This is a genomic window from Streptomyces endophyticus (genome assembly GCF_035798155.1).
Classification (GTDB): domain Bacteria; phylum Actinomycetota; class Actinomycetes; order Streptomycetales; family Streptomycetaceae; genus Streptomyces; species Streptomyces endophyticus.
Genome location: NZ_JAOZYC010000099.1, coordinates 60,949 through 81,779 on the forward strand (window position 1 = coordinate 60,949; position 20,831 = coordinate 81,779).

Sequence of the window (20,831 nt, forward strand, 5' to 3'; positions counted from 1 at the left end):
CGGCGCCACTACATCGAAGGGTGCAGTCCCACTTCGTCATGTACGACGACGATCACGCGGCCCTCGGCAGGGAGCCTGGAAGCGGGGAACGAGAGGAGTCCATCGTGATCGTCACGCTGATCGTCGCCTGCGAGGTCGGCTTCTGGGTGCTGCTGGCCGCGGGGCTCGCCCTGCGCTACTGGGCGAAGATGCCGCGCGCGAGTGTCGCGGTGCTGCTGTGCGAGCCGCTCCTGGAGGTGATCCTCCTCGTCGTCACGGCCATCGACCTCAAGAACGGCGCCGAACCCGACTGGAAGCACGGACTGGCCGCCGTCTACATCGGCTACTCGATCGCCCTCGGCCACTACACGATCAAGTGGGTCGACGTCCGCGTCGCCCACCGCTTCGCGGGCGGCCCGCCTCCGTCGACGCCCAAGTACGGGGTGCCGCGCGCGATCCACGAGTGGAAGCTGGCCGCGCGCTGGATCCTCGCCGCCGTCATCGCGATGGGGCTGCTTCAGGGCGCGACCTGGTACGTGGGACCCGACGGCGCCACCGAATCGCTCGCGCAGTGGCAGCAGCGGATGCTCTTCCTGATCGCGCTCAACGTGATCATCGCGCTGGGCTACACGGTGTTCCCGAAGAAGGCCCCGGCGATCACTCCGACCAAGGGGTAGCTAGCGCTCGCCGCCCGGCACCCACAGCACGTCCCCGACCTCCTTGTTCGCGATCCGGGCGAGGATGAACAGGAGGTCGGAGAGGCGGTTCAGGTACGTCGCGGTGAGCGGGTTCATCGTCTCGCCGTGGGCCTCCATCGCCGCCCACGTCGACCGCTCCGCCCGCCGCACCACCGTGCAGGCCTGGTGCAGCAGGGCCGCGCCCGCGGTGCCGCCCGGCAGGATGAAGGAGCGGAGCTTCTCCAGCTGCTCGTTGAAGTGGTCGCAGTCCGCCTCCAGCTTGTCGATGTAGAACTGCTCGACGCGCAGCGGCGGGAACTCGGGCTTCTCGACGACGGGGGTCGACAGGTCGGCGCCGACGTCGAACAGGTCGTTCTGCACTCGCACGAGCACCTTCACCACCTCCTCGTCGAGGCCGCCGAGGGCGACGGCCGTGCCGATGACGGCATTGGCCTCGTTGGCGTCCGCGTACGCCGAGATCCGCAGATCGGTCTTGGCGGTGCGACTCATGTCGCCGAGGGCGGTGCTGCCCTTGTCGCCGGTACGGGTGTAGATGCGCGTCAGATTGACCATGCGACCAGCGTAGTTACCCCGCGGCCCGGCGGAAGCCGCGTGTGCCGACCGTCACGGCGAGCGCCGCGAAGGCGAGGGCGACCAGTACCCCGTAGAGCATGGTGGCCGTCGCGTAGTGGCCGACGTACGCGTCCCGCATCGCGTCCACGAGATAGCGCAGCGGCATGACGTGCGAGAGCGCGTCCAGCCAGCCGGGCGCGAGCGCCATCGGCAGCATCAGGCCCGAGAGCAGCATCGACGGCATGGTGACCGCGTTGATGACGGGCCCGAACTCCTGCGGCGTACGGGCCTTGAAGGCGAGCGCGTACGACAGGGAGGCGAGCGAGACCGTCAGGAGCGCCACGAAGGCGAAACCGATCAGGATGCCCGCGAGCGGCGCCCGCAGGCCCATCGCGAGCGCGGTGAGCACGAGCAGCACGGCCTGGAAGGCGAACAGCGCGGTGTCGCGCAGCACGCGGCCGAGCAGCAGCGCGAGCCGGCTCACGGGCGTCACCTGCATCCGCTCCAGCACGCCGTGGCTCTTCTCGACGATGATGCCGAAACCGCAGAACGCGGCTCCGAACAGGCCGAGTTGGAGCAGCAGGCCGGGGACGAGTACCTGCCAGGAGCTGCCGCTTGTGCCCAGGGGCAGCTTGGTCAGCAGTGGGCCGAAGAAGAGCAGGTACAGCAGTGGCATGAGGATGCCGAAGAGCATCTGGAAGCGGGAGGACAGGGTCTGGCGGGCGTAGCGCCCGAAGATCAGGGAGGTGTCGGAGGCCAGGGTCTTCATCGCGCTCACACCGCCACCGGGGTCGTGTCCACGGGCGCGGGGCCGCGTCCGGTGATCGCCAGGAAGGTGTCCTGGAGCGTCGCGTCGATCGACCCGCCGTGCTCCAGCTTGAGCGCGCTCGGCGTGCCCTCGGCGGCCACGACTCCCTTGTCCACCACGACGATCCGGTCCGCGAGCGCGTCCGCCTCGTCGAGGTAGTGCGTGGTCAGGAAGACGGTCGTGCCGTGCTCCGCGCGCAGCCGGCGGACCAGGTCCCACAGGTCGGCGCGGCTGCCGGGGTCGAGCCCGGTCGTCGGCTCGTCGAGGAAGAGCACCTTGGGGTGGTGCACCAGCCCCATCGCGATGTCGAGACGGCGCCGCTGCCCACCGGAGAGCGCGCCGGTCCTGCGGTCCAGGAGATCGGTCAGGCCAAGGTCGGCGGCCAACTCCGCGGTGCGCGCGATGGCTTGAGGCTTCGTCAGGCGGTACAGACGGCCCTGCGTGACCAGCTCCTCGCGTACGGAGACGTGCGGGTCGACGCCGCCGGACTGGGCGACGTAGCCGACCGCGCGCCGCACCCCTGCCGGATCGCCCGCCAGATCGTGTCCCGCGACGGTGACCGCGCCGCCGGTGGGCGCGAGCAGCGTGGTGAGCATGCGAAGGGTGGTGGTCTTTCCCGCGCCGTTCGGGCCGAGGAAGCCGAGGATCTCGCCCGGCTCGACGCGCAGGTCGATGCCGCGGACCGCCTCGACGGGGCCGTTCTTGGTGGTGAAGGTCCGGGCGAGCCCGGACGCGCTGATGACTGCCATGTGAGCCAGAAAAACAGAGTCGCTGAAATTTTGCAACGTCCCCAAAATTTCAGCGAGGCCAGCAAACCCGTAGAATCGACGCATGGCAGAAGGGCTCAGGGAGCGGAAGAAGCGGCAGACCCGGCAGTACATCTCGGACGTGGCGACCGGCCTGTTCCTGGAGCGCGGCTTCGACGCGGTGACCGTCGCGGAGATCGCGGACGCGGCGGACGTCTCCGTGAACACCGTCTACAACTACTTCCCGGCCAAAGAGGATCTGTTCCTCGACCGGGCGTCCGGCGTCGTCGACCGGATGTCCCGCTGGGTGCGCGGGCGGGGCCCGGGGGAGTCCGCGGCCGCCGCCGTGCTGCGCGAGCTGCGCGAGGAGGTCGAGTCGGTCTCGCCGCGCGTCGGGCTCATGGCCGGCTACAGCGACTTCATGCGCGTGGTGCACGCCGCCCCCGCCCTGCGCTCCCGGCTGTGGGCCATCCAGCAGGAGGTGCGCGACAACCTCGTGGAGACGCTGCGCGAGGAGACCCGCGCCGCCGAGGACGACCCGCTGCCGGACCTGATCGGGGGTCAGATCGACTGGGTCCACCAGACGGTCATGGCAGGCATCGGCCGCCGGATGGTCGCGGGCGGCAGCCCCGCCGAGGTCTCCCGCGAGATGCTCGACGTGCTCGACGAGATGGAGGAACTTCTGAGCGACAAGGTGCTCAACTACGCCGTCCGTGACGCCTGATGACCATGAATGATCGATCACTGAGCCGTACCAGTGTGATGTCCGTCATTCGAGACGTGACGCGCATCTCTTAGCGCTCACACGACCGCTCACTGGCGCTAGTGTCCGCCGGAGAGCAACGTAAACAGCGGTAAAGCGGTCGCGCGGGACACGCGGTTAGGGGACGTACGTGGCAAGGAAGCTCGCCGTCATCGGAGCCGGCCTCATGGGGTCGGGCATCGCGCAGGTCTCCGCCCAGGCGGGCTGGGATGTCGTTCTGCGTGACGTCACCGATGAAGCGCTCACGCGCGGCACCGACGGCATCAAGGCCTCGTACGAGAAGTTCGTGGGCAAGGGCAAGCTCGACGCCGAGACCGCCCAGTCGGCGCTCGGCCGCATCACCGCGACCACCGACCTGGACGCCGCCGCCGACGCGGATGTCGTCGTCGAGGCCGTCTTCGAGAAGCTCGAGGTCAAGCACGAGATCTTCCGCGCGCTCGACAAGATCGTGCGGGACGACACCGTGCTCGCCTCGAACACCTCGGCCATCCCGATCACCAAGATCGCGGCGGCGACCGCCCACCCGGAGCGCGTCGTCGGCGCGCACTTCTTCTCGCCCGTGCCGATGATGCAACTGTGCGAGCTGGTGCGCGGCTACAAGACGAGCGACGAAACGCTCGCCACCGCGCGGGAGTTCGCCGAATCCGTCGGCAAGACCTGCATCGTGGTGAACCGGGACGTCGCGGGCTTTGTGACGACCCGTCTCATCTCCGCCCTCGTCGTCGAGGCCGCGAAGCTGTACGAGTCGGGGGTCGCCACCGCCGAGGACATCGACGTCGCCTGCAAGCTGGGCTTCGGGCACGCGATGGGGCCACTCGCCACCGCCGACCTGACGGGCGTCGACATCCTGCTGCACGCGACCGAGAACATCTACACCGAGTCGCAGGACGAGAAGTTCGCGCCGCCGGAGCTGATGCGCCGGATGGTGGACGCCGGTGACATCGGCCGCAAGAGCGGGCAGGGCTTCTACAAGCACGCTTGATCGGACAGCTGATGCCGTGTCACTCCTCGGGGTGAATTCGGTATCGGTTCGCTTACAGACGGCAACTTTCGGCCCCCGCGGCCCGTCAGTTGCAGTGACATACCCAGATCACCCGGATCACATGAACAGCTGAGTACCGGCTCAGAAACAGTCGCGTACTCCGACCACGCCGAGCACTTCTGTATTTCCCACGGGGAGCGCATATGTACATCAGGGGCGACCACGTCGAGCTGGTCGTCGGGGGCCGCCTCGACGTCCGCAGCGCGGCGGACGCCCGTACGGTCCTGCACACCGCCGTCGATGACGGAATCGGCGACCTGGTGCTCGACCTGTCCGAACTCGACTCCTGGGACGCGACGGGCCTCGGCGTCATCATGGGCGCCCACCGCCGCGCGGGCCGCTGCGGACGCCGGCTCGTGCTGCGCCGCGTGCCGCCCCAGATGCAGCGCCTGCTCGTCGCCACCAGACTGCACCGGATCCTGGCCATCGAAGGTGGCATCGGCGTCGAGTCCCTGCCGCGCGTCTGAGGCTGAAGGGCCGCGCGTGGCCGGGAGTTGCCCGGCTGAAACGGAAGGTATGGCCCCGGAAGGGGTGAACCAGTCATTCCGGCGGGAACCGCCGACAATCCTCACGAGACTGTGACGTCTCGGGCGGCGCGGTACCTCCCGGCTTCGTAGATACTGAGCGAAGCGACAGTGCGGTGTGCACAGGCCGGGAGGGGCAAGCGGCACACCACGCTTTTGGGGGGCTTTGACGATGGACCCGATGAACCGGGGACCGGAAGATTCCAGCCAGGAACGGCACGACGGGGCGGGGGACGGCGCGGCGCGACAGCGCCCGCCACGCGACCCCCTGACACCCGACTACGGCCAGGCGTCACCCGCGCTCGCCCGCACCGTGCAACTCGTCTCGGGCGACCACCTGCTGACCGTCAATCCCGTCGACGGCAGCGAGATCGAACCCTGCCCGCCCGGCGAGCGTCCGGGCCGGCCCGCCAAGTACGACGCCATGGAGCGTGCGGCGCTCGCCCGCGCCGGGCGGCCTCCGCTGCCACCCGGCCCCGCACAGCCTCAACGGCCGCTCCTGGAGCGGCAGGAGGAGCGCGAGCGCCTGGTGCGGCTCCTGGCACGCGGTCGCTCCGTACGGCTCACAGGGCCCGCGGGATCGGGGCGCACGGCGCTGCTCGACCAGATCACCGAGGACTGCGCCGACATCGCGCCCGACGGCGTCGTCCGCCTCTGCGGCCACCGGCGCTCCGTGGACGACCTGCTGTACGACCTGTTCGGCGCGGTCCACAAGGCACCCCTGCACCGCCCCGACCGCGCGCTGCTGCTCGAACTCGTCCACGACATCGGCGCCGTGGTCATCCTCGACGACCTCGAGTTCGGCGGCGCCGCGCTCGACGAACTCCTCGAAGCGACGCCCGAGTGCGCCTTCCTGCTGTCCGCGACGCCCGACGTGCCGGCGCCGTCGGCCGACTCGCACGTCGAGGAGGTCTTCCTGGCGGGGCTCGGCCGCGGCGGCGGACAGGAGCTCCTGGAGCGGGCCGTCGGCCGGGTGCTCACAGACGAGGAGGCGCAGTGGGCCGCCGACCTCTGGTTCGAGTCCGAGGGCCTGCCGCTGAGGTTCGTACAGGCGGGCGCCCTGCTCCGGCAGCGCGACCAACTCCGCTCCGACCCCGAGGCGTTCGACGCGTTCGGGTACTACGAGGGCCCCGACGCCGCACCCGTCGACGCGCCCTTCGATGCCGACGGGCACGACGTGCCGCTGCCCGCGCTCGCCGAGGCAGCGGCACCCGCCGCGCTGCTCGCGTCCCGGCTCGGCGCGTCCGCGCGCGCCACGCTGGAGTTCGCGGTCGCGCTCGGCGGCGAGATCCCGCACCAGGCGCATCTGCCGGCCCTCGTCGGTGACACGCACGCCGACGCGGCCCTCGCCGAACTCGTCTCCTGCGCGCTCGTCACTCCTGTCGGCGGCCGCTACCGCCTCGCGGCCGGCGTACGGCAGCAGCTGGAGACCGCGGGCTACGGCACCGACTCCGCCGGACGCGGGCGTACCGCCGCCCAGCACTACGCCTGGTGGGCCGCGCACCCGTCGGTGGGGCCCGAGCGGGTGGCCGGGGAGTCCGATGCGGTGCTGGCCGCGCTCGCGGCGACGGCGGCGCTCGATGCGTCCGTGGAGCTGGCCCGCGCGGCCGCTCCCGCCTTCGCCGCAGGGCTCGCCTGGAGCGCGTGGGAGCGCGCCCTCAGGGCCGGCCTCGAAGCCGCGCGTGCCACCGGGCAGGTGTCCGAAGAGGCGTACTTCCACCACGAGTTGGGCATCCTCGCGATCCTCGGCGGGGAGCTCGACCGGGCCCGCGTCGAGCTGGAGGCTTCCATAGCGCTGCGCGGCGCCGTCGCCGACAAGCGCGGCACGATCGCCGGACGCCGGGCCCTCGCCCTGGTCGCCGACCGCTCGGGCGGCCCGCTGCCCGGTGGGAGCACGGCGGCGGGGGAGGAGGTACCGGACGCGATGTACGAGGAGTCGGCCTCGCCGCCCGGCGGGGTCCCCGCGTACGCACAGTCCGAGGCGCCGGGCGAGCCCGACACCCTGGTGACCCGTCGGGCCGCCGCCGCGCCCGCACCGCCCGCCCCGACCGTCGTCGGCGCCAAGGCGCCCTCGCGCAAATCGGTGGCCGGCGGAGCCCGGCGCAACATGGTGGCGGCGGGCGCGGGCGCACTGCTCGCGGCGGTGCTCGGCACGGTCGTCACGCTCGGCGCCACGTCGGGCAACGACGACCCGCCGTCGGACAAGGTCGACACGAAGCCGTCGGCGACGGCCGGGGAGAACGGCGGGGAGCTGGGCGCCGACAAGGCGGGCGGCGGCGACGGCAGGACGAGCGCGGCGCCGACCGACCCCGGTAAGGACGGCGTCCTCGGCACGGCGGACGACCCGACCCCGTCGAGCGGGGCGAGCAGCGGGCCCTCGAATTCCCCGAGCGGCTCCAAGTCGCCGGACGACCCGACGAAGTCGCCGTCCAAGCCGCCCACGAAGTCCCCGACGAAATCGCCCACCAAGCCGCCGACGAAGCCGCCCACTTCACCCCCGACGAAGCCGCCGACGACCCCGCCGACCACGCCACCGACAACTCCTCCGACGACGCCGCCGACGACCGCGCCGACGACGCCGGACACCTCGGACACGGCGAGCGGCCCGATCACGACGACGCCCAGTGGGAGCGGCTCCGTCGCGTGAGTATGTCCAGCCTCGCCGGCGTTTGAGGCGCGGGGTCCGGGGCAGCGCCCCGAGGCGTCAACCCCGGACTTCCGCGACCCTCAGAAGAGCCGCAGCTTGTCGTCCTCGATACCGCGAAGCCCGTCATAGTCCAGCACGGCGCAACCAATACCCCGGTCGGTCGCAAGAACCCGCGCCTGCGGCTTGATCTCCTGTGCCGCGAAGACACCCCGCACGGGGGCAAGGTGCGGATCCCGGTTCAACAGCTCCAGGTAGCGCGTGAGTTGCTCGACCCCGTCGATCTCGCCACGGCGCTTGATCTCGACGGCCACGGTCTGCCCGTCGGCGTCCCGGCACAGGATGTCGACCGGGCCGATCGCCGTCATGTACTCGCGGCGAATGAGCGTGTAGCCCTCGCCCAGCGTGTCGATGCGGTCGGCGAGCAGCTCCTGGAGGTGGGCCTCCACGCCGTCCTTGATGAGGCCGGGGTCCACGCCGAGCTCGTGCGAGGAGTCGTGGAGGATCTCCTCCATCGTAATGATGAGCTTCTCACCCGCCTTGTTGACGACGGTCCACTTGCCCTCGTCGTCTCCGGTGCCCTCCTTCAGGGTGCACGGCGGCGACATCCAGTTGAGGGGCTTGTAGGCACGGTCGTCCGCATGGATCGAGACGCTGCCGTCCGCCTTCACGAGGATGAGGCGAGGTGCCGACGGGAGGTGGGCGGTGAGCCGGCCCGCGTAATCCACGGAGCAACGGGCGATGACGAGACGCATGGTCGGCAACGCTACTCGACACCCACCGGCCCACGCACTTCTCCCTCCCGTCCCCCACCCCCGCCCTGCCCGAGCCCCTGCGGTGCGCCCCTTTAATTCCAGTAAGCACGCGTTCGCCATTGGCCGGTTGTGTACGAACGAATACCCCTACGCCCTGTTGCGGTTCGGACACGTTGCCTACCGTAGAAGACAGGAGGTCGCGGCGCGTGCACGCTGCGTGTTCCACGAGCCCGTGCGTGCTGAGGACTTCTGCCCTGTCCGTCAGCCCCCGCTCCCCGGGGGTGCGAGAGGAGAACCCATGTCGCTCGACGTCTCACCGGCACTGTTGGATCAGGCCGAGCGAGGCGAGGTTGACGAAAAGGACTTCGTCGACTGCGTCCGGACCTCCCTGCCTTACGCATGGGAGATGATCAGCTCCCTGGTGGCTCAGCTGAAGGTCGACGGCGGAGCGTTCGCCGACAACCAGACGCCGCCCCCGGACGAGCAGGCACGTGGACAGCTTCTGCGTGCGCTCGCGAGTGACGCGATACGCGGCGCGCTGCAGCGGCACTTCGGTGTCCGCCTCGCGTTCCAGAACTGCCACCGGGTCGCGGTGTTCCCGCAGGACCCGTCGGTGGACGAGACGCTCGCCCGCTTCACCTCGGCCCGCAATCAGCTGCTCAACCAGTCACCGGAGCTGCGTGACTGCTGAGCGTTGAGGGCGTAACGCCTTTGCCTGTCGGCCCGTACGCGGGAGGTGCATCTGTACGGGCCGACGGGTGCCGAGGCGAGATACCCACGGCGTCAGTCGAGTTGTGGCAGTACCTCGGCTCCCAGGCGCCGTACGTTCTCCTCCGTCGCCGTGAGATCCCCGGAACCTTCGACGAGGAGCGCGAACCGGGTGATCCCCGTCCGCTCCGCTGTGGTCGCGAGCCGGTCCGCGCACAACTGCGGCGTGCCGACCGGGTGCAGGGAGCACAGCAGCTCCGTGTACGCGTGCGGGTCGCGCATCGCCCGCGCCCTGCCGTCGACCGTCACATGGGCGTCAAGCCCCTGCTTCAGCCAGCCCGGCATCGCCTTGAGGAGTGTCTCCGCGGCCTCCGACTCGCTGTCACCGATCTGGGCGACACCGGCCGACACGTGCGCCGCCGCGTAGATCTCCTCGACCGAGCGCCCGGCCTCGCGCGCGCAACGCCGCCAGAGACCGACCATCTGGGCCTTGTCCTCGTCCCCGATGTGCATGCCGAGCAGCATCGGCAGACCGCGCTCGGCGGCGAGGCGCACGCTCTTCGGTGACGTACAGGCGACGATCACTTCCGGCCCTTCCTGGGCCGCCCCGCCGATCGCCTCGGTCGGACGCGGCACGACCGCGACCTCACGGAAGTCGAAGCGCTCCCCGGAGCCCCCGACGTGCTCCTCCCGGAGCCACTTGAGGAGCAGGTCGAGGGATTCCGGGAACCCCTTCTCGTACGCCTCGACGCCCGCCCCGAAGACCTCCAGGTCCACCCAGGGCCCGCCCCTGCCGACGCCGAGCGAGAACCGGCCGCCGGACGTGACGTGCAGCAATGCCGCCTGCTCGCCGAGGGCGACCGGGTGCGCGGTCGGCAGCACGCTGACCGCCGTACCGACCCGCAGTGTGTTCGTGCGCCCGAGCAGCAGCGCGGCCAGCGTGACGGCCGAGGGACAGGTCCCGTACGGCACGAAGTGGTGCTCCGCGAGCCACACCGAGTCGAGCCCCGCCTCTTCGGCGACCTCGGCGGACCGCACCGCGCGATGCAGTGCCTCCCCCTGCCCCTGCCCCGGAAACTGGGCCGCCAGTACAAACGTCCCTACACGCATCGCACTCCTGCCTTCCTTGGTGCCGACGCGGGCATTCCCCTGTAGGCAATAACGGTTGGCAAGTGCCAAAGACACGGCCTCCCAAGAAGATTGGCGGATTTTCCGGCAAGTCTTGACGAGCCCCACGCACCACGGTCTGCGGGTGCCCCCCGGCCTTCGGCGTAGGCTTGATACGACCTTCCGCTCCGTTCAGACACCCCGAGGTGAGACGTGTCTCCGCGCCGCAACCGCCCCAAGACAGGCGGATCGTCCAGCAGCAGCGAGTCCACCGGCAGTGGGGACGAGGCGAGGCGCTACGGCGGGTTCCAGTCCGCCGAGAGCTGGCAGGGTGAGCAGTGGAGCGTGCGCCATGTGGCGGGCGCGAGCGCGGCCGGAAAGACGTACCGCTGCCCCGGCTGCGACCAGCAGATCGCTTCCGGGGTCGCCCATGTGGTGGCCTGGCCGGAGTTCGGGGGAGTGGACGACCGCCGGCACTGGCACAAGGCGTGCTGGAACGCGAAGGACCGCCGCACCACGAAGGTGCAGCGGTCCAGGAACGCGCCGAGGTACTGAAGGCCGCCAGGCCCGCTATACGTCGCGGTTGTTGAGCGACAGGAACGCGCCGCCGAGCGCCACCGCGGTGATCGCCGCCATGATCCACAGCGGTTGCCAGCCCGTCGGGCCCGATCCGGCGGTCACCGAGTTGTCGTAGAGCACGGCGAGCTGGCTGGGGATCGAGTACTCGAGCAGCGCCTGCTGCAGGTCCTTGAGCGACTGCGCGAACATGAAGATCGCCATGACGAGCGGCAGCAGCACGACGCCGACCATGATGGTGATCGCGCCCGCCGAGTGCCGTACGAGCGTGCCGACGGCGAGACCGAGCAGGCCGAGCAGCGCGACGAACAGCCCGACGCCGAAGGTCGACTTCGCCCACGTGCCGCCCTCCGGCGAGTCCACGCCCACGATGCCCACCTGGAGCGCGCCGACGAGCGCGGCGAACACGGTGGTCAGCACCGCGACGAGCAGGAAGAAGACGATCGCCTTGGCGGCGAGCACCCGGCTCCGGCTCGAGCAGGCCGTCATCGTCGTACGGATCATGCCGGTGCCGTACTCGGAGGCGATGGTCAGGACGCCGAGGGTCATCACGCAGATGGTGCCGAGCAGCGTGCCGAAGAAGCCGAGGCTGAGCACCTGGGCGCTGCTCGGCGACGTGCCGTCGTCGGCGGCGACCACGGCGGCCGAGGCCAGACCGAGGCCGACCATCAGCACGATCATCACGCCCAGCGTCCACATCGTGGAGCGCACGGAACGGATCTTCGTCCACTCCGAGGCGAGCGCGTCGCCGAGGTGCGCCTTGCGGATCGGGATGGGCGAGGCGTACGAGGCGCCGGGTGCGGTGAGGGGCGGGGGCGGCGTGCTCATCGGGCGTCCTTGTCCATCGGCGGGGCGGTCGGGGCCGGTGCGGCGGGCGGGGCCGGCGCGATGGGCGGGGCCGGCGGAGCCATCGGGGCCGCGTACGGGTTCTGGTTCGCGACGGGCGGCTGAACGGGCGGCTGGACCGGGGCCTGGGGCGGCGGCGGGGCGTACCAGCCCGGCTGGCCCTGGCCCGGCACCGGCATCTGCTGCGGCGGCATCATGCCGGGCGGCACCGGCTCCTGGAAGCCCGCGCGCTGGTCGGCGGTGGAGCGGTAGTCGACGGCGCCCTGCGTCATCCGCATGTACGCCTCCTCCAGCGAGGCCTGGTGCGGCGACAGCTCCCACAGCCGTACGTCGGCGCCGTGCGCCAGATCGCTGATCTGCGGCAGTGCCAGGCCCGTGACCCGGAGCCCGCCGTCCTGCTCGGGCAGCACCTGGCCGCCCGCCTCGGTCAGCGCGGCCGTCAGCTTCTCGCGCTGCTGCGGCTCGCTGTCGGGGGTGCGCACTCGCGCGAAGCCGGCCGAGTTGTGCGCGATGAAGTCCCGCACGCTCATGTCGGCGAGCAGCTGCCCGCGCCCGATCACGATCAGGTGCTCGGCGGTGAGCGCCATCTCGCTCATCAGGTGCGAGGAGACGAAGACCGTGCGCCCCTCGGAGGCGAGCGTCTTCATCAGGTTCCTGACCCAGAGGATGCCCTCGGGGTCGAGGCCGTTGACCGGCTCGTCGAAGAGCAGCACCTGCGGGTCGCCGAGGAGCGCGGCGGCGATGCCGAGCCGCTGCCCCATGCCGAGCGAGAACCCCTTGGAGCGCCGCTTCGCGACGTCCTGAAGCCCGACGACGCCGAGCACCTCGTCCACGCGGCGGGCCGGGATGCCGGAGAGCTGGGCCAGGCTCAGCAGATGGCTGCGGGCGGTCCTGCCACCGTGCACGGCCTTCGCGTCGAGCAGCGCGCCGACCTGGCGCGGCGCGTTCGGGAGCTTGTTGTACGGATAGCCGCCGATGGTCACGTGACCGGCGGTCGGCTGGTCGAGGCCGAGGATCATCCGCATGGTCGTGGACTTGCCCGAGCCGTTCGGCCCGAGGAATCCGGTCACGGTCCCCGGCCGCACCTGGAAGGAAAGGTTGTACACGGCTGTCTTCGCGCCGTAGCGCTTCGTCAGGCCGGCTGCCTCGATCATTCTCCGCACCCATCGGAAGGTTCTGAGAGTTCAGGACGTCGGGGCAGACGCCCCCGTAAGGGTTAGGAGCGTATACGCGAGCTGACGGTTCCGGCCAAGAGTGAGCAAAGCGTCAGGCGGGGCCGGAGGGGATTGTTCCGCCCGCGCGCAGGAGCCGGGTGCCCTCCTCGCGCACGGCGGGGGACGCGGCAGCGCGCCGTACCCAGTCCCGCGGGGCCGGTCCGAGCAGTGCGGCCAGCTCCGGGGAGGCCGCCATGAGCGCGCTCAGGAGGCCCGCCTGATCGCCGCCGCCGGCCCGCGGGGCACCGGTGCCCGGGTCGACGAGAACGCCGTGCTCACCCACGTACATCTGGAGACCGGGGACGGGTGCCCCGGGGACCGCGGCCCTGCGGTAGTTGGGCAGCTCGGTGGCGTCGACCGCCTTCAGCTGGGCCGCGTCGAGCCAGGACACGACGAGGGTGCGCGCGGCCCGCGGATCCGGGTAGGGGGCGGCCGCCACATAGCCGTTGCGCCCGATGTGTGCGGAGCAGCCGACGCCGATGCCGCGCGTGGGGAGCGGCACCATCGGCACGGCGACCGGCAGACCGAGCTTCTTCAGCTTGTACGCGACCTGGGCGGGGGCCGCGTTGGAGCCGACGGCGAGGACGGGGGTGCGGTCCGCGGTCCAGCGGGGCAGTTCGTGCTCCACGTCCAGGTCGAGGAGTTCGTCGCCGCGCAGGAGGGCCGGGGCGGTGACCGGGCGGCCGGGGTAGCTGAGCGGGGTGAGGGCGGGGACGGTGTCGTAGCCGAGGGAGGCAAGGGTGCGGCTGGGGTCGATGAGCGCCATGGGGCCGCAGGGTAGGGCAGGCCCGCAGGCCCGTTCTACGCGTCCCGCTTCTTCAGCAGCGCGTATCCGACGATCAGCGCCACCGCCACCCACACCAGCAGGATCGCGAGCCCGCCCCACGGCCCGTACGGAGCGTCGTCGCTCGGCGGGTCCACCACCTGCATGACCTTCAGGCCCGCCTGGTCGGGGAAGTACTGGGCGACCTTCTTCGTGGCCGAGACGCTGCCGAGGATGGGCGAGACCAGGAAGAAGAACGGCATCAGGATGCCGAGCGAGAGCATGGGGGAGCGGAGCATCGACGCGACGCCCATGGAGAACGTCGTCATCAGCGTCATGTAGACGGCGGCGCCGAACACCGCGCGCAGCACGTTCGGGGAGCCGAGGTCCGTGCTGTGGTCGCCGAGCATCAGCTGGCCGAGGAAGAACGACGCGAAGCTGATGATCAGCGCCACGACGAGCGCGAGCAGCGCGGCGACCAGGATCTTGGAGAAGAGGAACGTGCCGCGCTGCGGGACCGCCGCGAGCGAGGTGCGGATCATGCCCGTGCTGTACTCGCTCGCGACCACGAGCACCCCGAAGACCAGCATCGCGAGCTGGCCGAGGGTGAGGCCGGAGAAGGAGATGAAGGTCGGGTCGAAGGTCAGCTTGTCCCCGGTCGACATCTTGTCGAAGTCGTTGCTGGTGAGCGCGCTGATCAGCATGCCGAGGCCGACCGAGACGAGCACCGCGAGGCCGAGCGTGAAGGCCGTCGAGTTCACCGATTTGATCTTGGTCCACTCGGAGCGGAGGACCTGGGACGCGGCCATCTCAGGCACCCTTCTCTCGGTTCGCTTGGTTCCAGCCCGAACCCCAGCCCGACTGCTGCGGGTTCTGAGGATTCTGCGGGTTCTGCTGCTCCGGAGCGTCCGTGTGCGCGTGGTACTCCACCGACTCGGCCGTCAGCTGCATGAACGCCTCTTCCAGGGAGGCCTGCTGCGGGCTCAGCTCGTGCAGGACGAGCTGGTTGCGCGCGGCGAGCTCGCCGAGCTCCTCGGCGGGGTGGCCGTCCACCTCAAGGGTGCCGCCGGACTCCACGACCGTGATGCCGTCCCGGTGCAGCACGTCGAGCAGGCGCTCGCGCTGCGGCGAGCGCAGCCGGACGTACGAGCGCGAGTTCTGCCGGATGAAGTCCGGCATCGACATGTCGGCAAGGAGGCGCCCCTGCCCGATGACCACCAGGTGGTCGGCGGTGAGCGCCATTTCGCTCATCAGGTGGGAGGAGACGAAGACCGTACGGCCGGCGGTGGCGAGGGACTTCATCAGGTTGCGGATCCAGTGGATGCCCTCGGGGTCGAGCCCGTTCACCGGCTCGTCGAACATCAGGATCTGCGGGTCGCCGAGCAGCGCGCCGGCGATGCCGAGCCGCTGCCCCATGCCGAGCGAGAAGCCCTTCGCCTTCTTACGGGCCACGGCCGTGAGGCCGACCGTGTCGAGCACCTCGTGCACGCGGCTCCTGGGGATGCCATTGGACTGCGCCAGGCACAGGAGGTGGTTGTAGGCGCTGCGGCCGCCGTGCATCGCCTTCGCGTCCAGCAGCGCGCCGATGTAGCGCAGCGGGTCCTTCAGCTGGGCGTAGTGCTTGCCGTCGATCCGGACGTCGCCCGCCGTCGGATTGTCGAGGCCGAGCATCATCCGCATCGTGGTGGACTTGCCCGCGCCGTTGGGGCCGAGGAAGCCGGTGACGATTCCTGGCCGGACGGAGAAGGTGAGGTCGGCCACGGCCGTTTTCTCGCCGTAGCGCTTGGTCAGCCCCGAGAGCTCGATCATGCGGCCACGCTAAAACGGGACAAAGCCCCCGGCCACTCAAGAGTGACCGGGGGCCGATCAAGCCCCGCCTGCGATCGAGCGGCGGGGGCTTGATTAACGCGACTGCTGGGCCGGAACGCCTCGCGAGACGGGCTCGTCCTCGGCCGGGGCGCCGGCGGCAGCCACCGCCGCACCCGTGAGGGTGGCGAGCATTTCGCGGACGTTCGTCAGCTGCGCGTTGATCGAGTCGCGGCGGTTGGTGAGGGCCGCCAGCTCGCGCTCGGACTCGCTGCGGATGCGGTCCGCCTTGGCGTTCGCGTCCGCGACGATGTCCTCGGCCTGTCGCTGGGCCGTCTCCACCGTCTGGCGGGCGCGGCGCTCGGCGTCCGTGCGCAGCTTCTCGGCCTCGAGGCGGAGCTGCTCGGCACGGTGCTCGATCTCGGCGAGGCGCTTCTCGGCCTTGGCCTGACGCGAGGCCAGGTCGCGCTCCGACTGCTCCCGGCGCTTGGCCAGGTTCGTCTCGAAGTCGGCGGCGGCCTGGGCGGCCTTGGCGCGCGTCTCCTCGAAGAGGGCGTCCGCCTCCTCGCGCTTGGACTGCGCGTCCTTCTGCGCCTCGGTGCGCAGCGTGGTGGCCTCGCCCTTGGCCTTCTCGACGATCCGAACGCCCTCGTCCTCGGCCTTGGTCTTGCGCTCGGCGGCGAACGACTCCGCGTCGTTGCGCACCTGCTGGGCCGCGGACTCGGCGAGCTCCCGGTGCTGCTCGGCCGCCCTGCGGGCCTCTTCACGCAGGTCCTTGGCCTCCTCCTCGGCGAGGCGGAGGATCTTCTCGACGCGGGCGCCGAGGCCGGCGTACGACGGCTCCGCGTCGTTCACCTGCGCCTGAGCGTTCTGCGTCTCGAGGTGGAGTTCCTCGATGCGCTTTTCCAGAGCAGTGATACGGGCAAGAGCACTGTCACGGTCGGAGACGAGCTTGGAGATCCGTTCGTCCACCTGAGCGCGGTCGTACCCACGCCGCACAAGCTCGAAGCCGTAGGGGGAAGTGTCGCTCATGGGGTTCCTGTCGAATGAGACCGGTGAGGTGATAGGGGGAATCCTAGGGGGCGTAGCGGCGTGTCATCGGGCAGATGTCGGATTGGTGAGCCTTCAACTCTAGAATGTCACCCCTTTTGAGTGGCGTAGGGACGGAGCGCTTGCCAGAACAGGGCCAAAGGTCCTTGGCGAGCAAGGTAGTTGGCCGAAAGGCTAGCCCTCCGAGCCCTTGCCACCCGAACGTGTGGCCCCCGCCGCGGCCCCCGCCTTGACGCCGCCGTCCTTGCCTCCCCCGCCGGACGGCGCCTCAAAACTTTCCAACGCCTCCAACACGTCCTGGACACGGGAGATCTCGGCATTGATGTCCTCGCGGCGCCTGACCAGCACGTCGAGGTCCCGCTGCCCCTTGTCGATCATCGCGGTGGCCTCCTGCTCCGCGTCCGCCTTGATCTTGTCCGCCTCGCGGGACAGCTCGGCCTTCTTCTGCTCGGCTTCCTTGAGAAGTCCTTCGGCCTTCTTCACGGCCGCGATCCGGACCTTGCCGGCCTCCGAATTCGCGTCGTTCAGCAGCTCCTTGGCCTTCGCCTGCGCCTCGGAGAGCTGCTCCTCCGCGGCCTTGACCAAGGCGTCGCAGCGTTCGCCCGCGTTCTTCATGGCCTCCGCCGACTCGCGGCGCGCGTAGTCGTGCAGCTCCTCGATCTCGGCCGTGATCCGGTCGCGCAGCTCCTCGGCGCGCTCCCTGATCTGCGTCGCGTCCCTGCGGGCGCCGACGAGCAGCTCGTCCGCGTCCGTACGGGCCTTCTCCACGATCGAGTTGCCTTCGACGGTCGACTCCGAGACCAGGCGCTCGGCCTCCGTGCGGGCCGCGCCGACCATCGTGTCGGCCTGCGACTCCGCTTCGGCGGTCGTCTTCTGCGCCGTCTCCTGCGCCTCGCGGGTCAGCTTGTCGGCCTCGGTCGCGGACTCCGTGATGAGCGTGTCGACCTGCTCCGCGGCCTCCGTACGCCGCTTGTTGGCGTCCTTGCGGGCCTCGTCGAGCGTGCGCTCGGCCTCCTCGCGCGCGGCCGCCGTGACGCGGTCCGCCTCGGCCGCGGCCTCCGCCTTGACGCGCTCGGACTCGGTGCGGATCCGCTCGGCGTGCTGCTGTGCGGAGGTGACCGTCTCGGCGGCCTCGGCGCGCAGCCGCTCCGCGTCGCCGGAAGCGTCCGAGATCAGCTTCTCGGCCTTGGCGACGGACTCGGTCCGTACGCGCTCGGCCTCGGCCCGCGTCTCGCTGGTCAACTGCTCGGCGGCGGCCGTCGATTCGGCGCGCAGCCGCTCGGCCTCGGTGCTCGCGTCGCCGACGAGCTTCTCGGCCTTCGCCGTGGACTCGGAGCGGACCCGCTCCGCCTCCGTGTTGGTCTCCGTCGTCAGGCGCTCGGCCTCGGTGGTCGCCTCGGTGATCAGCGTGTCGGCCTGCTCGGCCGCGTCGGAGCGGATCCGGTTGGCGTCCTCGCGGGCGTCCGCGCGGGTGCGCGAGGCGTCCTGGTCGGCGGCCGCACGCAGGTCGGAGGCCTCCGTACGGACCTGCTGGGCGTGCTCGGAGGCGTCCGTGCGCAGCCGCTCGGCCTCGGTGAAGGCCTCCGAAACGGTGCGCTCCGCCATCGACTTGGCGGCTTCCGCCTCGGCGGTCGCGTCGGAACGGACCCGGTTCGCGTCCTCGGTGGCGCGCTCCCGCTCCGCGTAGGCGTCGGAGCGGACCCGGTCGGCCTCCTCCTGCGCCTCCGTCCTCGTGCGCTCCGCCGCGTGCTCGGCGGCGCTGCGCAGCCCGGTGATCTCCTCCTGGGCCTGCTCGTGCAGCCCGGCCACGGAGTCGCGCACCTGCTGCGCCGTCTGCTCGGCCGTGGAAACCATCTCGGTCGCCCGCTGGTCCGCCTCCTCGACCAGACGCACGGCCTCGGCCTGCGCCTCGTCGACGCGGGCGCGCGCCACGGCGAGCAGCTCCTCGCTCTGCTCGCGGGCCCGCTCGCGCTCCTGCTCGGCCTCCTCGCGCGCGCTGCTAAGCGTCTCCTCGGCCTCGCGGCGGCGCCGGGCCGCCTCCTCCTGGGCGGCGGCCAGCGTCTCGGCGGCCTCGGTCGCGATCCGCTCGGCGGCGGTCCGCGCCTCGGCGCGGATCCGGTCGGCGGACTCCTGCGCCTCGGTCTTGAGCCGCTCGGCCTCCGCGGACGCCTCCGAGGTCAGGCGCACGGCGGCGTTCTCGGCCTCGGAGCGGGTCGTCGCGGCGTCGGACGCGGCCTCCGTACGAAGGCGCTCGGCCTCCGTCTCGGCCTGCGCCTGCACCGTACGGGCGCGCTCGGCTGCGTCCGCGCGCAGCCGCTCGACCTCGTCGGCGGCCTCGCGGCGCAGCGTCTCGCCCTGCTCCCGCGCCTCGTTCAGCGTCGTCTCCGACGCGGTCAGGCGCTCCTCGGCCTCCGTGTGCAGGCGGGTCAGCTCGTGGGCCGCCTCCTCCTGCTTGGCCCGCATGGCCCGATCGGCCTCGTCCTTGAGCTCCTGCGCCGCGCGCTCCGCCTCGGACCGGGTGGCCTCGGCCTGCTCCTCGGCCTCGGTGCGGTACCGCTCGGCCTCCGCGCGCGTGCGCTCCAGGGTCTCCTCGGCCTGCTTGCGCAGCGACGTGGCCCGCTCGATGGCCTCCGTACGGACGCGCTCGCTCTCCGTCGTCGCGGAGGTCCGCAGCTCGTCGGCGTCCGCCTTCGCCTTGGAGAGCAGCTGCTCGGCGGTGCTGGCCGACTCCTCGATCTGCTGGACGGCCTCGCGGCGGGCCTCGGCCCGGATCCGCTCGCCCTCCTCGACGGCCTCGGCCCGCAGCTGCTCCGCCTCGCCGCGAAGGCGCCGCGCCTCCTCCTGGAGCTCGACGGTCTTGGCGCGGTACTCCTTGGTGTCGTCCTTGGCCGCACCCTTGAGTTCCATCGCCAGGTCGTGCGCCTCGGCGCGCAGCCGGTCCGCCTCGGTCTCGGCGTCGGTGCGCAGCCGCTCGGCCTCGTCGGCCGCCGCCTTCGTCGTCGCCTTGGCTTCCTCGGACGCCTTGTTGAGCACGTCCTCCGCGGTGCGCGCGGCCTTCGCGAGCTCGCCGGCGGTCTCCTCGGCGGTGACCGTGCGGGCCTTCTCCTTGGCCGCGGCGATCAGGTTCTCGGCCTCGGCGCGCGCGTCGGCGACGACCTGCTCGGCCTCCGACTTCGTGGTCTCCGCGTCCTTGGTGGCCTCCTGGACGAGGCGCGCCACCTGCTCCTTTGCGGTGCGGGTGCGCTGCTCGTTGGCCGCCTCGGCGCTCGTGAGCTGCTTGGCCGCGGCTTCCTTCGCCTCCGCGAGCACCTTGTCGGCCTCGGCGCGGGCCTCGCGCAGCGCGCTGTCCGCCTCGGCGATCTTCTGCTCTGCGGCGCGGTTCAGCTCGCCGGACCGGCGGCGGGTCTGCTCGGACTCCTCGCTCGTCGACGTCCGCAGCTGCTCGGCGTGGTCGGTGGCCTCCTGCGCCTGCGTCGACGCGGCGTTCAGCAGGCGCTCGGCGTCCTGCCGGGCGCGGGCCAGGATCGACTGCGCCTCGGAGCGCGCCTCCTCGGCCTCGGAGGTGAGGCGCTGGCGGGCCTGTTCGGCGACCCGCTCGGCCTCGGTGCGGGCGGCGGCGAGCGCCTGGTCGGCCTCGGCGCGCGACTCGTCGAGGAGGCGACGGGCCTGCTGCTCGGTGCGGGCGCGCAGCTGCTCGGCCCACTGCACGTTCTCGTTGACGTGCGTCTCGACCGTGCGGCGGCGCTCCGCGAGCTCCTGGTCGAGCTGCTGGCGGCGGTTGACGGCCTCCGTGTGCAGCTCGGACTGGAGCCGGGACTGCTGCTCCGCGTGTTCCTGGAGGATCCGCTGGGTCTGGGCGCGGGCATCGCGCAGCTCGCGCTCGGCGTCGGCGCGCAGCTGGTCGGCCTGGATCTGCGCGTTACGGAGGAGCTGCTCGGCCTGGTAGCCGATGTCCGACCCGTCGTAGGCAGGCCGGGACGCGAGGCTGCGGCGCGCCTCGTGCAGCTTGGCGCGCAACACCTCCACCTGGTAGCCGAGGTCCTCGGCGTGCTGGACGGCCTTCTCCCGATCGGTCTTCAGCCGGTCCATCTCGGCTTCGAACCGCGAGAGATGGTCGGTCTCAGCCGGCCGTCGGCCGTCCTGGCTCTCATAGCCCCGCACTGCGCGGTCCCATCCGTCCCCTGGTCGCAAGTTCTTCTTACGAGCCCCGCCCATCCCGCGAACGGAGCCCCCGGGGAATGGTGTCAGAT

Annotated in this window: 19 protein-coding genes; 7 read left to right on the top strand and 12 right to left on the bottom strand. The window is 71.2% G+C overall.

Annotated features, from left to right (window positions below):
- The first annotated feature begins 104 nt into the window (after positions 1-104).
- Positions 105-656, top strand: coding sequence for a hypothetical protein (locus tag OKJ99_RS14655; RefSeq protein ID WP_326016593.1), 552 nt, complete (start codon positions 105-107; stop codon positions 654-656).
- On the opposite strand, the gene OKJ99_RS14660 is transcribed toward OKJ99_RS14655, so the two are convergent.
- From OKJ99_RS14660 to OKJ99_RS14670, 3 genes are read right to left on the bottom strand one after another with little or no spacing between them, the layout of a single operon-like run.
- Positions 657-1,229 (bottom strand): cob(I)yrinic acid a,c-diamide adenosyltransferase, encoded by a 573-nt coding sequence (locus OKJ99_RS14660; RefSeq protein ID WP_326016595.1) that lies wholly within the window; start codon positions 1,227-1,229, stop codon positions 657-659.
- A gap of 13 nt (positions 1,230-1,242) precedes the next feature.
- Positions 1,243-1,998 carry an ABC transporter permease gene (locus OKJ99_RS14665; protein ID WP_326016683.1) on the bottom strand — a complete coding sequence of 252 codons (756 nt, stop codon included), beginning with the start codon at positions 1,996-1,998 and terminating at the stop codon, positions 1,243-1,245.
- Between the two features lie 5 nt (positions 1,999-2,003).
- A complete protein-coding gene (locus tag OKJ99_RS14670; RefSeq protein WP_326016597.1) occupies positions 2,004-2,786 on the bottom strand; it encodes an ABC transporter ATP-binding protein in 783 nt (260 codons plus the stop codon).
- Between the two features lie 82 nt (positions 2,787-2,868).
- On the opposite strand from OKJ99_RS14670, the gene OKJ99_RS14675 reads away from it, so the two are divergent.
- From OKJ99_RS14675 to OKJ99_RS14690, 4 genes are all read left to right on the top strand, one after another.
- On the top strand, positions 2,869-3,507 hold the full coding sequence (locus OKJ99_RS14675) for a TetR/AcrR family transcriptional regulator (RefSeq protein ID WP_326016599.1): 639 nt from the start codon (positions 2,869-2,871) through the stop codon (positions 3,505-3,507).
- A 169-nt stretch (positions 3,508-3,676) separates the two neighbouring features.
- Complete coding sequence (locus OKJ99_RS14680; RefSeq protein ID WP_326016601.1) at positions 3,677-4,528, top strand: 3-hydroxyacyl-CoA dehydrogenase family protein; 852 nt, start codon at positions 3,677-3,679, stop codon at positions 4,526-4,528.
- Positions 4,529-4,731: 203 nt separating this feature from the next.
- Positions 4,732-5,055 carry an STAS domain-containing protein gene (locus OKJ99_RS14685; RefSeq protein ID WP_326016603.1) on the top strand — a complete coding sequence of 108 codons (324 nt, stop codon included), beginning with the start codon at positions 4,732-4,734 and terminating at the stop codon, positions 5,053-5,055.
- A 229-nt stretch (positions 5,056-5,284) separates the two neighbouring features.
- Complete coding sequence (locus OKJ99_RS14690; RefSeq protein ID WP_326016605.1) at positions 5,285-7,759, top strand: ATP-binding protein; 2,475 nt, start codon at positions 5,285-5,287, stop codon at positions 7,757-7,759.
- A gap of 80 nt (positions 7,760-7,839) precedes the next feature.
- On the opposite strand, the gene nucS is transcribed toward OKJ99_RS14690, so the two are convergent.
- Positions 7,840-8,511 carry an endonuclease NucS gene (gene nucS / locus OKJ99_RS14695; protein WP_326016607.1) on the bottom strand — a complete coding sequence of 224 codons (672 nt, stop codon included), beginning with the start codon at positions 8,509-8,511 and terminating at the stop codon, positions 7,840-7,842.
- Positions 8,512-8,809: 298 nt separating this feature from the next.
- Here nucS and OKJ99_RS14700 point away from each other — a divergent pair, with 298 nt between their 5' ends.
- Positions 8,810-9,202 (top strand): SCO5389 family protein, encoded by a 393-nt coding sequence (locus tag OKJ99_RS14700; protein WP_266714153.1) that lies wholly within the window; start codon positions 8,810-8,812, stop codon positions 9,200-9,202.
- Between the two features lie 92 nt (positions 9,203-9,294).
- Here the strand turns inward: OKJ99_RS14700 and OKJ99_RS14705 are convergent, their stop codons facing one another.
- Positions 9,295-10,329, bottom strand: a complete 1,035-nt coding sequence (locus OKJ99_RS14705) for an LLM class flavin-dependent oxidoreductase (RefSeq protein ID WP_326016608.1) — start codon at positions 10,327-10,329, stop codon at positions 9,295-9,297.
- 210 nt (positions 10,330-10,539) lie between these two features.
- Here OKJ99_RS14705 and OKJ99_RS14710 point away from each other — a divergent pair, with 210 nt between their 5' ends.
- The gene (locus tag OKJ99_RS14710) at positions 10,540-10,881 is read left to right on the top strand and encodes an ATP/GTP-binding protein (RefSeq protein WP_326016609.1); all 342 of its coding nucleotides are present in this window, start codon (positions 10,540-10,542) and stop codon (positions 10,879-10,881) included.
- Positions 10,882-10,896: 15 nt separating this feature from the next.
- Here the strand turns inward: OKJ99_RS14710 and OKJ99_RS14715 are convergent, their stop codons facing one another.
- The 7 genes from OKJ99_RS14715 to scy form a co-directional block, all read right to left on the bottom strand.
- Entirely contained in the window at positions 10,897-11,730 is an 834-nt protein-coding gene (locus OKJ99_RS14715) for an ABC transporter permease subunit (protein ID WP_326016610.1), read from the bottom strand.
- The gene (locus OKJ99_RS14720; RefSeq protein WP_326016612.1) at positions 11,727-12,902 is read right to left on the bottom strand and encodes an ABC transporter ATP-binding protein; all 1,176 of its coding nucleotides are present in this window, start codon (positions 12,900-12,902) and stop codon (positions 11,727-11,729) included. The genes OKJ99_RS14715 and OKJ99_RS14720 overlap by 4 nt, the downstream gene beginning before the upstream one ends.
- Positions 12,903-13,014: 112 nt before the next feature.
- On the bottom strand, positions 13,015-13,728 hold the full coding sequence (locus OKJ99_RS14725; protein WP_326016614.1) for a hypothetical protein: 714 nt from the start codon (positions 13,726-13,728) through the stop codon (positions 13,015-13,017).
- A gap of 35 nt (positions 13,729-13,763) precedes the next feature.
- On the bottom strand, positions 13,764-14,534 hold the full coding sequence (locus OKJ99_RS14730; protein WP_326016615.1) for an ABC transporter permease subunit: 771 nt from the start codon (positions 14,532-14,534) through the stop codon (positions 13,764-13,766).
- A 1-nt stretch (position 14,535) separates the two neighbouring features.
- Positions 14,536-15,534 carry an ABC transporter ATP-binding protein gene (locus OKJ99_RS14735; protein ID WP_326016617.1) on the bottom strand — a complete coding sequence of 333 codons (999 nt, stop codon included), beginning with the start codon at positions 15,532-15,534 and terminating at the stop codon, positions 14,536-14,538.
- 93 nt (positions 15,535-15,627) lie between these two features.
- Complete coding sequence (locus OKJ99_RS14740; protein ID WP_326016619.1) at positions 15,628-16,563, bottom strand: coiled-coil domain-containing protein; 936 nt, start codon at positions 16,561-16,563, stop codon at positions 15,628-15,630.
- Positions 16,564-16,755: 192 nt separating this feature from the next.
- Complete coding sequence (scy, locus tag OKJ99_RS14745) at positions 16,756-20,742, bottom strand: polarized growth protein Scy (protein WP_326016621.1); 3,987 nt, start codon at positions 20,740-20,742, stop codon at positions 16,756-16,758.
- Positions 20,743-20,831 lie beyond the last annotated feature (89 nt).